This is a genomic window from Corynebacterium atrinae (genome assembly GCF_030408455.1).
GTDB classification, from domain to species: Bacteria; Actinomycetota; Actinomycetes; order Mycobacteriales; family Mycobacteriaceae; genus Corynebacterium; species Corynebacterium atrinae.
This window is the reverse complement of record NZ_CP046977.1, coordinates 1,964,392-1,977,591: the sequence shown is the minus strand read 5'-3', so window position 1 is coordinate 1,977,591 and position 13,200 is coordinate 1,964,392. Positions and strand designations below refer to the sequence as shown.

At 63.9% G+C, this 13,200-nt stretch carries 15 protein-coding genes; all 15 read left to right on the top strand.

The window, feature by feature from the left end:
• The first annotated feature begins 127 nt into the window (after positions 1-127).
• The 15 genes from rplU (at position 128) to CATRI_RS09600 (ending at position 13,098) form a co-directional block, all read left to right on the top strand.
• Positions 128-433 carry a 50S ribosomal protein L21 gene (gene rplU / locus CATRI_RS09670; RefSeq protein ID WP_290217040.1) on the top strand — a complete coding sequence of 102 codons (306 nt, stop codon included), beginning with the start codon at positions 128-130 and terminating at the stop codon, positions 431-433.
• 42 nt (positions 434-475) lie between these two features.
• Positions 476-742 (top strand): 50S ribosomal protein L27, encoded by a 267-nt coding sequence (gene rpmA, locus CATRI_RS09665; RefSeq protein ID WP_290217038.1) that lies wholly within the window; start codon positions 476-478, stop codon positions 740-742.
• Between the two features lie 126 nt (positions 743-868).
• Positions 869-2,377, top strand: a complete 1,509-nt coding sequence (gene obgE / locus CATRI_RS09660; protein ID WP_290217037.1) for a GTPase ObgE — start codon at positions 869-871, stop codon at positions 2,375-2,377.
• A 24-nt stretch (positions 2,378-2,401) separates the two neighbouring features.
• Positions 2,402-3,619, top strand: a complete 1,218-nt coding sequence (proB, locus tag CATRI_RS09655) for a glutamate 5-kinase (protein WP_290217035.1) — start codon at positions 2,402-2,404, stop codon at positions 3,617-3,619.
• Positions 3,620-3,632: 13 nt separating this feature from the next.
• On the top strand, positions 3,633-4,553 hold the full coding sequence (locus CATRI_RS09650; RefSeq protein ID WP_290217034.1) for a D-isomer specific 2-hydroxyacid dehydrogenase family protein: 921 nt from the start codon (positions 3,633-3,635) through the stop codon (positions 4,551-4,553).
• 19 nt (positions 4,554-4,572) lie between these two features.
• Positions 4,573-5,856: a glutamate-5-semialdehyde dehydrogenase gene (locus tag CATRI_RS09645; RefSeq protein ID WP_290217033.1), complete on the top strand. Its 1,284-nt coding sequence runs from the start codon at positions 4,573-4,575 to the stop codon at positions 5,854-5,856.
• Positions 5,857-5,987: 131 nt separating this feature from the next.
• Positions 5,988-6,581 carry a nicotinate-nucleotide adenylyltransferase gene (gene nadD, locus CATRI_RS09640; protein WP_290217032.1) on the top strand — a complete coding sequence of 198 codons (594 nt, stop codon included), beginning with the start codon at positions 5,988-5,990 and terminating at the stop codon, positions 6,579-6,581.
• 100 nt (positions 6,582-6,681) lie between these two features.
• Positions 6,682-7,155, top strand: coding sequence for a ribosome silencing factor (gene rsfS / locus CATRI_RS09635; RefSeq protein WP_290217031.1), 474 nt, complete (start codon positions 6,682-6,684; stop codon positions 7,153-7,155).
• Positions 7,156-7,159: 4 nt separating this feature from the next.
• On the top strand, positions 7,160-7,879 hold the full coding sequence (locus CATRI_RS09630; RefSeq protein WP_290217028.1) for a histidine phosphatase family protein: 720 nt from the start codon (positions 7,160-7,162) through the stop codon (positions 7,877-7,879).
• Positions 7,880-8,701 (top strand): DegV family protein, encoded by an 822-nt coding sequence (locus CATRI_RS09625; RefSeq protein ID WP_290217027.1) that lies wholly within the window; start codon positions 7,880-7,882, stop codon positions 8,699-8,701.
• A gap of 75 nt (positions 8,702-8,776) precedes the next feature.
• Positions 8,777-9,430 (top strand): ComEA family DNA-binding protein, encoded by a 654-nt coding sequence (locus tag CATRI_RS09620; protein ID WP_290217024.1) that lies wholly within the window; start codon positions 8,777-8,779, stop codon positions 9,428-9,430.
• Positions 9,427-11,067 (top strand): ComEC/Rec2 family competence protein, encoded by a 1,641-nt coding sequence (locus CATRI_RS09615; protein WP_290217022.1) that lies wholly within the window; start codon positions 9,427-9,429, stop codon positions 11,065-11,067. Before CATRI_RS09620 ends, CATRI_RS09615 begins: the two co-directional genes overlap by 4 nt.
• Before the next feature lie 26 nt (positions 11,068-11,093).
• On the top strand, positions 11,094-12,047 hold the full coding sequence (gene holA, locus CATRI_RS09610) for a DNA polymerase III subunit delta (RefSeq protein ID WP_435384161.1): 954 nt from the start codon (positions 11,094-11,096) through the stop codon (positions 12,045-12,047).
• 11 nt (positions 12,048-12,058) lie between these two features.
• Positions 12,059-12,448 carry an ankyrin repeat domain-containing protein gene (locus CATRI_RS09605; protein ID WP_290217018.1) on the top strand — a complete coding sequence of 130 codons (390 nt, stop codon included), beginning with the start codon at positions 12,059-12,061 and terminating at the stop codon, positions 12,446-12,448.
• Complete coding sequence (locus tag CATRI_RS09600; protein WP_290217016.1) at positions 12,445-13,098, top strand: LysE family translocator; 654 nt, start codon at positions 12,445-12,447, stop codon at positions 13,096-13,098. Before CATRI_RS09605 ends, CATRI_RS09600 begins: the two co-directional genes overlap by 4 nt.
• Positions 13,099-13,200: the final 102 nt, after the last annotated feature.

Sequence of the window (13,200 nt, the reverse complement as noted above, 5' to 3'; positions counted from 1 at the left end):
TATTGCGCCGTCAGGATCTTTGCAGGTCCAGGCGTGCCCGCGTATCCGAAACGCAAGTGAAATACACGTCCATTCAGGTGGCCCACACGGGAGCCTGAGCCGAGTTTAGATAAGGGGTAACCCTCCTATGTACGCGATCGTCAAGACCGGCGGCAAGCAGTACAAGGTTGCCGAAGGTGACCTCGTCAAGGTCGAGAAGATCGAGGGTGAGCCGGGTTCGTCCGTGGCTCTCACCCCGGTTCTGCTCGTCGACGGTGCCAATGTCACGTCCAAGTCCGATGATCTGGCCAAGGTCAGCATCGACGCAGAGATCGTCGAGCACGCTAAGGGCCCGAAGATCGATATCCTCAAGTACAAGAACAAGACCGGGTACAAGAAGCGCATGGGCCATCGCCAGCCGCTGACCGTGCTCAAGGTCACCGGAATCAAGTAAGCCTGCAGTCTTCCGAGTAAAAACCCCAAGGAGGGAAAACCAATGGCACACAAGAAGGGTGCTTCTAGCTCCAGCAACGGACGCGACTCCGAGTCCAAGCGTCTTGGCGTCAAGCGTTTCGGTGGCCAGCAGGTCAGCGCCGGCGAGATCCTGGTCCGCCAGCGCGGCACCAAGTTCCACCCGGGCGAGAACGTCGGCCGTGGTGGCGACGACACCTTGTTCGCCCTGAAGGCTGGCGCAGTCCAGTTCGGCATCAAGCGTAACCGTCGCATGGTCAACATCGTTGAAAACGAGACCGTCAACGCCTAAGTCTCACGAAGATCCGCTTTCCCAGCCATGTGCCGGGGAGGCGGATTTTTCGATTCCGGGGTTGGCGCTGGTCAATGGTACGGTGGGAGGCTACTTGTTACACCTACTGGAGGGTTCCCCACAACTATGTCGCGCTTCGTAGATCGCGTGGTCTTGCACCTATCCGCCGGCGACGGCGGTAGCGGTTGCTCATCAGTCCACCGTGAGAAGTTCAAACCCCTCGGCGGGCCCGACGGCGGCAACGGCGGGCACGGCGGCGACGTCATCTTGGAAGTGTCGCCGCAGGTACACACGCTGCTGGACTTCCACTTCCGCCCTCACCTCAAGGCCGGACGCGGAGCTAACGGTGCCGGGCGGCACCGCAATGGCGCCCGCGGGGAAGACCTCGTTCTCGAGGTGCCGGTGGGCACCGTCGTCGTCGATGCCAAGGGCGAGACCCTCGCCGACCTCACCATCCCCGGCACCCGCTTCATCGCCGCCCAGGGTGGCTACGGTGGCCTGGGCAACGCCGCGCTGGCGTCAGCCAAGCGCAAGGCTCCCGGCTTCGCGCTCAACGGCGAGCCGGGCGAGGAACACGACATCGTCCTGGAACTGAAGTCCATGGCCGACGTCGGCCTCGTTGGCTTCCCTTCGGCGGGTAAATCCTCGCTGATCTCGGTGCTGTCCTCGGCGAAGCCGAAGATCGCCGACTACCCCTTCACCACGCTTGCCCCCAACCTCGGCGTGGTCAACGTCGGGCACGAGTCCTTTACCATTGCCGACGTGCCGGGGCTTATCCCGGGGGCGTCGGAAGGCAAGGGCCTCGGCCTCGACTTCCTGCGCCACATCGAGCGCACCAGCGTGCTCGTCCACGTCGTCGACGCCGCCACCCTAGAGCCCGGCCGCGACCCCGCCAGCGACATCGAGGCGCTGGAAGCGGAGCTGGCCGCGTACCAATCCGAGCTGGACGAGGACACCGGCCTCGGAGATCTCCGGGATCGCCCGCGCCTCATCGTGCTCAACAAGGCCGACGTGCCCGAAGCGCAGGAACTAGCCGAGTTCGTCAAGGAAGACCTGGAGAAGCAATTCGGCTGGCCCGTCTTCATCATCTCGGCCGTCGCCCGCAAGGGCCTGGATCCCCTGATGTACAAACTCCTGGAGATCGTGCAGCAGGCCCGCAAGGAACGCCCCAAGGCCAAGGCCGACAGCGAACACACGATCATCCGCCCCCGCGCCGTCGACGCCCCCCGCACCGACTTCGAGGTCCACCCGGATCCGGAGGTGCCGGACGGCTTCATCGTCACCGGACGCAAGGTTTTGCGTTGGATCATCCAGACCGACTTCGAAAACGAAGAAGCGATCGGCTACCTGGCCGACCGATTGGAAAAGGCCGGCGTGGAAAAGGCACTGTTCAAGGCCGGTGCCCGCGAAGGCTGCACCGTCACCATCGGTGACATCTCCTTCGAATGGGAGCCCATGACTGGTGCCGGAATGGATCCGACTGTTGCCGGACGTGGCCAAGACGCCCGCCTGCTGCGCAATGATCGCATTTCCGCAGCGGAACGCAAGCGCGCCTCCCAGGCCCGCCGCGGTCTTATCGACGAGCTCGACTTCGGCGAGGGGCAGACGGCCGATCGTGAGCGCTGGCAGGGTTAAGCACGGTCTGTAGGGTGGTTGGACATGACGACTTCTCCCGGATTGCCTCTGTCCCCGTACCGGAATACCGCTGACGACGTCGCCTTCCCTGGGCCGGCCACCGCGCCGGGGGAGAGTCCGGCCTTTGGGCATGATTCGGAGATGCGCTCACGCATCGCCAATGCCAAAAGGATCGTGGTAAAGATTGGATCTTCATCCCTGACCGGGGAGGACTTCACCGTTGACCCAAACAAAATCAACCACATCGTTGATGCCCTCCAGGCGCGGATGAGCCGATCGGACATCATCGTGGTGTCTTCCGGCGCCGTCGCCGCTGGAATGGGACCCCTAGGGCTCGCGCAACGCCCGACCGACCTGGCCACCAAGCAGGCTGCGGCGGCTGTTGGGCAGGTCCACCTCGCCCACCAATGGGGCCAGTCTTTTGCCCGTTATGATCGCACGATCGGTCAAATCTTGCTCACAGCGGCGGATGCTGGTCGACGTGATCGCGCCCGCAACGCCCAGCGCACCATCGATCGCTTGCGCCAGATGAGGGCAATTCCAATCGTCAACGAGAATGACACGGTAGCCACCTCGGAGATGCACTTCGGCGATAATGACCGGCTGTCTGCCATCGTCTCCCACCTAACTACCGCGGATGCTCTTGTCCTGCTGTCGGACGTCGACGGGCTCTTTGACCGCAATCCTGCCGAGCCGGACGCACGTTTCGTCTCCGAGGTTCGTACCGGTCGCGACCTCAAGGGTGTTATCGCGGGTGACGGTGGCTTGGTGGGCACGGGTGGCATGGCATCGAAAGTCTCGGCGGCGCGCCTTGCCTCGCGCGGCGGAGTTCCGGTGCTGTTGACCTCGGCCGCTAATATTGGACCCGCCTTGGCGGATGCCAGCGTGGGTACTGTTTTCCATCCACGGGAGAATCGCCTGTCGGCGTGGAAGTTCTGGGCGCTCTACGCCGCCGACACCGGCGGTACCCTCCGCCTGGATGCGGGTGCAGTTCGCGCCGTCACGGCCGGTGGCACCTCGCTGTTGGCGGTCGGGATCACCTCGGTGGAGGGTGAGTTCCAGGCCGGTGAGATCCTCGACATCATTGGCCCCGACGGGCAGATCATCGGCCGCGGCGAGGTGGCATACGACTCGGACACCCTGGTGGGCATGCTGGGCAAACACACTGAAGACCTCCCCGAGGGGCAGCGTCGCCCGGTTGTGCACGCAGATTATTTGTCCAACTACGCCTCGCGGATCTAGGTAGCGTGGGGGCATGAAATTCACCGTCATGCCCCATCCCTGGCCAGATACCATCACTGAGTTGGAGGCGGCCGGGCACGAATACACCGAGCTGCTCGACCAAGCGCAGGCGGTGGTGTTCAACGGCCAGCCAGCGGATGTGCCGGACCCATGGCCGGAGAGCGTGCAGGTGGTGCAGGCGGTGTTCGCGGGCGTCGAAACACTCAATGATGCGGGAGTGTTCGGCCGCAAGGGTCCGCGCTGGGCGAATGCCGCTGGTCTTTATGCTGACACGGTTGCAGAGTCGACGATGGCGCTGTTGCTGGCCCAGCTGCACATGCTGAAGACGGCGGTGACGGCAGCGTCGTTTAGCGTCATGGACACGATCGACAAGAATAAACAGTGGTTGTTCGAGGATAAAACGGTGGCGATCCTCGGGGCGGGCGGGATCGGTAAGCGTCTCGTGGAACTGCTAGCGCCGTTTCGTCCGCACATCATCGCGGTGAATCGCAGCGGATCCGCTATCGAGGGGGCGCACGAAACGCTGGCGATGTCCGAGGCCGACGATGTGTGGGGGCGCGCCGATTACTTTGTGCTGCTGACCCCGGTGACGGATGAGACGCGGGGCCTGGTGAATAAGGATGTGCTTGGGCGGATGAAGCCCAATGCCGTGGTGGTCAATGTTGGTCGCGGCCCACTGATCAAGACGGATGATTTGTACGAGGCCCTGCGGGATGGTGTCATCGCCGGCGCTGCCCTTGATGTCACGGACCCCGAGCCGCTGCCCGATGATCACCCGCTGTGGGCGCTGGACAATTGCCTGATCACTCCCCACGTGGCCAACACGCCTTCGATGGTCCGGTCGCTGACGGCGTCGCAGGCCGTGCGCAATTTCGCGGCTTTCGAGGCGGGGGAGAAGATGCCCACGGAGGTGAATCCCGAGGTGGGCTACTAGGCGTGATTCGCTACACTCGATGGGCATGACAGATCAGCGAAGCATCGAACGAGAAGAAGTACTGTCGAAGGCCCGCGCGGCGAAGGCGGTTGCCCCCATCGTGGCCCAGCTGCCAACGTCTACGAAAAATGATCTGCTCCTCGCCGCTGCCGATGCGCTCATCGCGAATACGGATGCGATCATCGCGGCGAATTCCCGCGACATCGATGAGGGCCGAGCGGCCGGCTTGAGTGAGTCCCTCATTGATCGGCTGGCGCTGGATGCCGCCCGCATTGAAGGCATCGCCGGCGGGCTGCGCCAGGTTGCGAGCTTGAAGGACCCGATCGGGGAGGTCCTCACCGGGGGTGTCATGCCCAACGGCATCCAAATGCGCCAGGTCCGCGTCCCCCTCGGCGTCATGGGAATGGTCTACGAGGCCCGCCCCAATGTCACCGTCGACGCTTTTGGCTTGGCGCTCAAATCCGGCAACGTGGCGCTGCTGCGCGGTTCGAAGACGGCCAAGCATTCCAATGCGCAGCTCGTCGAGATCCTGCAGGGCGTGCTCGCCGAGGCTGACCTGCCGCGGGAGGCGGTCCAGCTCCTGCCCTGCGAGTCCCACGATTCCGTGCAGGATCTCATTACCGCCCGCGGGCTTGTCGACGTCGTCATTCCCCGTGGCGGCGCCCGCCTCATCGAAGCCGTGGTCACCGGCGCAACCGTCCCTGCCATCGAGACCGGCACCGGCAATTGCCACTTCTACATCGACGCTGAGTCGGACGTCGAGCAGGGCATTGCGCTGGCCATCAACGGCAAAACCCGCCGCTGTTCGGTGTGCAATGCCACCGAAACGGTGCTTATCGACGCCGCCCTGCCCGACGCCGCCAAGCTCCGCATTGTTGAAGCGTTCCAAGAGGCAGGGGTCACCGTCCACGGAGACGTCGCCGAGCTCGCCGCCTTCGGCGCCTCGGACGTGGTGGAGGCCGGCGAGGCGGATTGGGCGGATGAGTACCTGTCCATGGATATCGCCGCCAAGGTGGTCGACGGCGTGGACGGGGCGATTGCCCACATCGCCCGCTGGAGCACGGGGCACACTGAGGCGATTTCCACGACGAACATCCTCACTGCGCAGAAGTTCGCCGACCAAGTGGATTCTGCAGCCGTGATGATCAATGCCTCCACCGCCTTCACCGATGGCGAGCAATACGGCATGGGAGCTGAGATCGGCATTTCCACCCAAAAGCTCCACGCCCGTGGGCCGATGGCCCTGCCCGAGCTGACGTCGACCAAGTGGATTCTGCAGGGTACGGGGCAGGCCCGCCCGTAGCCGGTCCCCGCTACGGGAATTCCTCGCCTTAGTTGCTGCGCCGACTACTTCCTCGGTGAACACCGTAATGACCATGACGCCTACGTTGCGGACGTCTTCGCGGAGTGGATTGCCACGTACAATCGCGGTGCATGAGCGCTCGCATTGGTGTCATGGGTGGCACCTTCGACCCGATCCACCACGGTCACCTGGTGGCTGCCAGCGAAGTGGCAGCCCAATTCGACCTTGATCGGGTGATCTTCGTCCCCACCGGTCAGCCCTGGCAGAAGGCTGATCGGCAGGTGTCGGCCGCGGAGGATCGATACCTCATGACCGTCATCGCCACCGCCTCTAATCCTCGGTTTCAGGTCAGCCGGGTCGACATTGATCGTGGCGGGGACACCTACACCGTCGACACCCTGCAAGACCTGCGGGCCCAATTCCCCGATGCGGAGCTATTCTTCATCACTGGCGCGGACGCGTTGCGCTCGATCATGTCCTGGCGGGACTGGGAAGGCATGTTTGACCTGGCTGAATTCGTCGGCGTCACCCGGCCAGGCTACGAGCTCAGCGAGGACATGCTCCCGGAAGAACACCAGGCGCGCGTGCACTTGGTCGACGTGCCGGCGATGGCGATTTCCTCCACTGACGTGCGCAAGCGGGCGGCGGACGGGCGGCCGGTCTGGTACTTGGTGCCGGACGGGGTGGTCCAATACATCACGAAGAACGATCTTTACCAGCCCTAGGTGGGGTGTTGCTTGTAGAACTCGACTAGGACATATGGCCCCATCCGTGGGAAACTTGGGGGATAATCTATATCTACTGCATCAAATTTGAGGATACTGAGTGACTGCTTCTGACGAATCCCGCCGCCTGGCGACCATCGCTGCCCTCGCGGCCGACGAGAAAATGGCCCGCAACATCGCGGTTCTAGATGTTTCGGACGTGATGGCGATCAGCGATGTCTTCGTCGTGGCCTCGGCTGATAATGAGCGCCAGGTTGGTTCCATCGTGGAGGAGATCGAGGACAAGCTCACCGAGGCTGGCCGCGAGCCCATCCGCCGCGAAGGCAATCGCGAAAACCGCTGGGTGCTGCTGGACTATGGCCAGTTCATCATCCACGTCCAGCGCGACGCGGAGCGTGAGTTCTACGGCCTGGACCGCCTCTACCGCGATTGTCCGCTTATCGACGTCGAGGGGATCGACCCGCCGGAACGTCCCGGCGAGTGGTCCGACGAGGTTGACGTCCGCACCGTCTCTTCCATCGAGGAAATCCCCTTGGCAGCGCAAGCTCCGGGCGATGAGGACGAGGAGAACTAATCCCATGACCCGCCGACTCGTCTTGATCCGCCATGGCCAGACCGACTACAACGCGACTCGGCGCATGCAGGGCCAGCTCGACACCAACTTGTCGGAGCTCGGACGAGAACAGGCGCGTGTCGCAGGCGAACAATTAGGTGATCTGGGCATCAACCGGATCCTCTCTTCTGATCTTTCCCGCGCTTTTGATACCGCGATGATCATTGGTGAGCAGTTGGGCGTGGACGTCGAAAAGGACTCGCGCTTGCGCGAGACCCACCTCGGCGGCTGGCAGGGTAAATCCTCCGTCGAGGTCGACCAGGAGCTGCCGGGGGCGCGCGCCAAGTGGCGCCACGACGCCTCGTGGGCACCGCCCGGGGGCGAGTCCCGCCTCGACGTCGCCGAGCGCGCGCGGCCGGTCATCGACGAATTGATGGAGGGCTATGACGATTGGGACGGAAACGCGGTCCTCGTCGTGGCTCACGGAGGCACGATTTCGGCGCTGACCTCCAACCTGCTGGGCCTCGATGTCTCGATGTACCCCATGCTTTCAGGCCTGAAAAACACGTTCCGCTCGCAGCTGACTGCGCGCCCGCGTTTCGCTCCGGGTAGCCAGGACGCTCTCGACGATTTTCAGATCCGCGCCAACAGCATCAATGGCTCGCAGAAGGCGCCCACCCCGGCCTTCACTCCAGAAACGGTCGGCGATGCCCAGTGGTACCTAGACGGATGGAATATGGGATAAATGCCGGTACGAGTAGTCACTGATTCTTCCTCCGGTCTGCCCCCGGAGGTCATCGACGAGCTCGGAATCACGGTGGTTGATTTGCACGTCATGACCGATGACGAGGGCAACGATGCCTCCACCTCCGGTCTCTCTGCCTTGGAATTGGTGGCTGCCTACGCCCGACAGCTGGAACGCGGGGGAGACGACGGCGTTCTCGCCCTGCACCTGTCGCGGGAGCTCTCCTCCACGTGGTCCGCGGCAGCCCAAGCGGCGGCTATTTTCCCCGAGGATGCGGTCCGCGTCATCGACACCGGCTCGGTGGGCATGGCGATCGGTGCCGCGGCGATGGCCGCTGCGAAGGTTGCCAGTGAGGGTGCTGACCTCGAGGAATGCCACGACATCGCGGTGGATACCCTCGGGCGCTCCGCCACCTGGGTTTACCTGCGCGGCATCGAAGAGATCCGCAAATCCGGCCGCATTTCCGCCGGCACCGCCGTGCTCTCCGCCGCCTTGCTGGCCACGAAGCCGATCATGCAGATCACGGACGGCCGACTGGAACTCGTCGGTAAAACCCGCACCCAATCAAAAGCCTTTACCAAGCTTGTCGAGCTCGTGGTGGAGCACGCCCACGGCACGCCCGTCTTCGTGGCCATCCAGCACAATGACGCTGCCGACGACGCCCTGCACCTTTTAGAGATGTTGGAGGCCGTGCTCCCTGAAGGCTCCAGCTTCATGTCGATGGAGATGGTTCCCACGCTCGCCGTCCACACTGGAGCTGGAGCAATCGGGGTGTCCGCGGTGTTCACCACCCGGCCTGAGGATAACTCCACCGTTAGGTGACACATCAGCGTGGTTATCCACAGACTTGCCGGTTGACGCTCGCTTGGCGGGTCCGCTAGCCCTAGTTTGAGGGGCATGAGCTCCACCGTGGACCGCCTCAAAGAACTCACCCGCCCGACCGGCGAAGAAGAGCTTCTCGACGTCGCCTACCCCAAGCCCCGCCTGTCAATGTCCCTGCGGCAGGCGGCAATCGCCGCCGCCGTGGTGGTGGTTCTCGTCGGTGGGTGGGTGCTGTTCCACGGTCTACGCGAGCCCGAGCCGGTCACCGCGATCGACCTGCCGGCGGTGGGACCATCGGGATCCACAAGTTCCGCTGAGGCGGAGCTGGTGGTCTCCGTGGTGGGGGAGGTCGAACATCCCGGGCTGGTCACCTTGGCGCCAGGATCGCGTATCGACGACGCCCTGCTCGCCGCCGGCCCCAGCCCGGACGCCGACACGTTCTCCCTCAACCGGGCGCAGCGGCTCACGGACGGCCAGCAGATCGTCGTGCCGAAGGTGGGAGAACCTGCGGCGGCCGGACCTGGTGAGGGTGGTGTTGGGGGAGTGTCGCTCAACTCTGCCTCTGCCTCCGAACTCACCTCCCTCCCCGGAGTCGGGGCAGCGACCGCGGCGGCGATCATTTCCCACCGGGAATCGCACGGAGGATTCGGTGCGGTAGAAGAGCTCCTCGACGTCAAGGGCATCGGGCCCGCCAAGTTCGAGGCGCTCAAAGACCAGGTCACTTTGTGAGCGAACTCCGCCTCGTTCCTGCTGCCGTCGTCGTGTGGGCGGTCGTGCTCGCCTTACTTCTGGCGGTCCATCAGGGGTGGGTGATCCTGGCGCTAGGCGTGGTGGTCTTGGGTGCCGTGGTGCTGCGGCAAGCAGGCCAAGCGATTCTGGTGGGAGCCTTGGGCGTGCTTGCGGTAGGTATCACTGAACTGCGTCGGTGGCAGGCCCACCGGTGGGAACCTGGGAAGCCCCTCGTGGGAACGGTCAGCTCATCACCCGTAGAAGTGGAGGGAGGACGCTACCTCATTCGACTCGACATACCGGGCTATCCGGTGGAGATGCCGGTGTTCCTGAACGAACTTCCCCCGGGAGTAGTCACGGGCGCGCACGTCACGGGTGATCTCACCCTGGGGGAAAGCGGACGTCCCGGAATTGGCATGCAGGTAGCCCGCGGAGAGGTCAAGGTGATCGGATCCCCGGAGGGAATGTCGGCCATCGCGGGCAGGGTGCGCGAGACTTTCCGCGAAGCAGTAATGAACACGGTGGGAGAATCCTCCCAAGGGCTTATTCCCGGCATGGTGCTCGGTGACACCTCGGGTCAGGACGCACAAGAGCGTCAGCTCTACATCGAGACCGGGTTGAGCCACCTGTCGGCGGTGTCGGGAGCGAACGTCGCGATCGTGACTACCGCCGCTGTCCTGTTTTGCCGCGCGCTGACGATGGGGCCTCGCGTGCAAGTAGCTGCGGCATTGTTGGCGTTGGCTGGTTTCGTCGGCCTGGTCGGAACGGAGCCCAGTGTGTTGCGCGCTTCGGTCACTGGTCTGGTGGGGCTACTGGCGGTACTCGGTTCTTCCCGAGTGGAACCAATCCACGGCCTCAGCGTGGCCGTCATTGGCCTGCTGCTGTGGAATCCCGACCTGGCAGTCACCTATGGCTTCGCGCTGTCCGTCGCGGCGACGGCCGGGATCGTCGCCCTCTTTCCCCTGATCTACCGCCCGCTCGCACGGACCCGTGCCCCGGACATTCTCGTGCGGGCCGTGGCAGTGGCCGTCGCAGCCGACGTGGTGACCATGCCCATCATTGCCCTCATGGCCGGTGAGGTCTCGTTGGTCTCCGTTCTAGCCAATGTTCTCGTCGCCTCTGTTGTCCCACCCGTGACCGTCATCGGGCTCATCGCCGTCGGGTTAGCTCAACTCCCCGGCGGCCTTGAGTTTCCCGTCCTCCACCTCATCGAACCGTTGACGTGGTGGATTCACACCGTCGCCCAGTGGTGTGCGCAACTGCCGAATGCAATCGTGCCAGCCTCGCCAGTGTGGGTGCTGCTTGGCTACGGATGGGTGCTGGCCGGGGTAATCGCGGGTCATCCCCTCAAGACACTGGGAGCGTTAGCGGCTTTGTTTTGCTACTTCGCGCAGTCTCCGCAGCTCCCACCGAAGGTGGAGTGGGACGACTTTGAGGTCCACGTGGTGGACACCGTCGAGCAGGTCGGCACCGCTCCGGCGGGCACTCAAGCGATCATCGTGAAGGACGGAGAAGGAAAGCCAGCGAACCGGCCAACGGTTACTCGCGAGGGGATACCCGTGTTGTTCCCGCACCGCGATGGTCCGGTGAGCCTGCATGTGGATGGCTCCCAGCATGCGGCTGACGGCCGTTTCTAGGCCCCTGTTGTGGCACCATGGACAGCATGTCCGTGGCTGATGTTTTCCTCATTCTCGGCGAGGATGACTTCCTTGCTGAACGCGCTCGTCGCACCATCATTGAGCAGATTCGTGCGAGCCTGCCGGAAGGGGCTGAGCTGGAGACGACAATGCTGCGTGCCTCGGAGGTGACGGTCCCGGAGATCATCGAGGTCACGAGCCCTTCTCTTTTTGGGGAGGACCGGGCGGTGGTGATCACGAAGGCTGAGCTGGCGGGTAAGGAGCCGGCGGAGATATTGCTGAGCGCGTGCAAGGATGTAGCGCCGGGCATTCACCTCATCATCGAGCACTCTGGCGGTGGGCGGAATAAGTCGATGGTGGCGTCGTTTAAGAAGCTCGCCGAGGTGCATGAGGCCAATCCGCTGAAGCCGAGGGATCGGCAAGCATGGGTGACCAACGAGTTCCGCAATCATGGCATCCGACCGACCCCGGACGTGGTGCACGCGGTGCTGGAGGGCGTTGGCTCGGACCTGCGGGAGCTGGCGTCGGCAGTGTCGCAGTTGGTGTCCGATACCGATGGGGACGTCACGATCGCGGCGGTGCGGGCATATTACGAGGGCGTGGCCGAGGTCTCTGGTTTTGATGTCGCCGATCTGGCGGTCAGTGGGCAGGAGGCCCGGGCGGTGGCAAGTACCCGCCGGGCGTTGCAGCTGGGCCTGCATCCGGTGGCGCTGGCGGCGGCGTTGAGCAGCAAGGTAGGGGCGATTGCTCGCCTGTACTCGACGAGGACGAATGACTATCGCTCGTTGGCGGGGTCGTTGGGCATGCACCCGTTCGTCGTGGAGAAGACCGCGAAGGTCGCCCGCCGGTGGTCGGGGGAGGCAGTGTCGGAGGCAGTGATCCTCATGGCCAAGCTCGATGCGGAGGTCAAAGGCCAAGGCGGCGACCCCAATTTTGCCATCGAGAATGCGGTGCGAAGGGTCGCGGAACTGGGGCGTTAGTATTGGAATCCATGAGCAGCATTCCTGAAGATGTCCGCGAGTTCGCAACTCGACTATTCGATATGGCCCGCAACGGCGATCTCACCCTCCTCGACTACGTTGACCAGGGTGTTGACCCTGATCTGTCGAACGAGGACGGTAACAGCCTGCTGATGTTTGCCGCCTATCACGGGCATGCGGATCTGGTGACGGGGCTGGTGGGGAAGGGGGCGGACGTCGATAAGCGAAATGGCCGGGGACAGACTCCGCTGTCCGGTGCCGTCTTCAAGAAGTTCGACGACGTGGTCGACGCCCTCGTGGCGGCGGGCGCTGACCCGCATGCCGGGCAGCCGACTGCCGTGCAGACGGCCCAGATGTTTGAGATGACGGACACGCTCAAGCGCCTCGGCGTGGGGGAGTGACCCCGGCTCAACTGGGGGCGCTCGTCGCACTCAACCTGGTGGGGGCCGCCTCACCGGGGCCGGATGTCTTCCTGATCACGCGGTTGGCCACCCGCTCGCGCCGACACGCGCTGGCCGCCACCTTCGGCATCCAGGTGGGAATCATCTTCTGGTGCACCCTCACCGTGCTCGGGGCGGCTGCCCTGCTCAACGCCTTCCCGGCTATCCTCGGCGCGGTCCAAGTCGTGGGCGGCGCATGGCTGATGTGGATGGGACGCGGAATGCTCACCGGCGGGCTCGCGGACCGAAAGAACCCGCCCGCGGACCTGCAGGAGGCGGCGGCCCGGCTGGGCAGGCTGCGGCACGCTTTCCTGCAAGGCCTGAGCACCAACCTCTCCAACCCCAAGATCGTCCTGTTTCTCTCTGCGATGATCGCCCCGCTGCTGCCGCCCTCGCCGACGATTGGGGTCGCCATCGGCGTGGTCGTCCTGCTGTCGTCGTCCGCGTTCCTCCTGCAGCTGTCAATGGCGCTGCTGGTATCTACTAACGCGATGCGCCGAAAGTTGCTGAGCTCGGGACCGTGGATCGATATCCTCGCGGGCGTGTTCTTCCTCATCGCCGGTGCCGTGCTCATCATCAATGGGGTCCACGACCTGCTCTCATCCCCGTGACGGGAAGATGTTGGACATTCGCCCGCACATTGCCGCCTGCACCAGATGTCATGCGATGAGTGCGGCTGGCATGGGGGACTGCAAAACCGGCACTTCCTAACA

Excerpts from the sequence above, each read along its gene's own strand:
- rplU (WP_290217040.1), top strand. The coding sequence starts at position 128 with ATGTACGCGATCGTCAAGACCGGCGGCAAGCAGTACAAGGTTGCCGAA.
- rpmA (WP_290217038.1), top strand. The coding sequence starts at position 476 with ATGGCACACAAGAAGGGTGCTTCTAGCTCCAGCAACGGACGCGACTCC.
- obgE (WP_290217037.1), top strand. The coding sequence starts at position 869 with ATGTCGCGCTTCGTAGATCGCGTGGTCTTGCACCTATCCGCCGGCGAC.
- proB (WP_290217035.1), top strand. The coding sequence starts at position 2,402 with ATGACGACTTCTCCCGGATTGCCTCTGTCCCCGTACCGGAATACCGCT.
- CATRI_RS09650 (WP_290217034.1), top strand. The coding sequence starts at position 3,633 with ATGAAATTCACCGTCATGCCCCATCCCTGGCCAGATACCATCACTGAG.
- CATRI_RS09645 (WP_290217033.1), top strand. The coding sequence starts at position 4,573 with ATGGGCATGACAGATCAGCGAAGCATCGAACGAGAAGAAGTACTGTCG.
- nadD (WP_290217032.1), top strand. The coding sequence starts at position 5,988 with ATGAGCGCTCGCATTGGTGTCATGGGTGGCACCTTCGACCCGATCCAC.
- CATRI_RS09630 (WP_290217028.1), top strand. The coding sequence starts at position 7,160 with ATGACCCGCCGACTCGTCTTGATCCGCCATGGCCAGACCGACTACAAC.
- CATRI_RS09625 (WP_290217027.1), top strand. The coding sequence starts at position 7,880 with ATGCCGGTACGAGTAGTCACTGATTCTTCCTCCGGTCTGCCCCCGGAG.
- CATRI_RS09620 (WP_290217024.1), top strand. The coding sequence starts at position 8,777 with ATGAGCTCCACCGTGGACCGCCTCAAAGAACTCACCCGCCCGACCGGC.
- holA (WP_435384161.1), top strand. The coding sequence starts at position 11,094 with ATGTCCGTGGCTGATGTTTTCCTCATTCTCGGCGAGGATGACTTCCTT.
- CATRI_RS09605 (WP_290217018.1), top strand. The coding sequence starts at position 12,059 with ATGAGCAGCATTCCTGAAGATGTCCGCGAGTTCGCAACTCGACTATTC.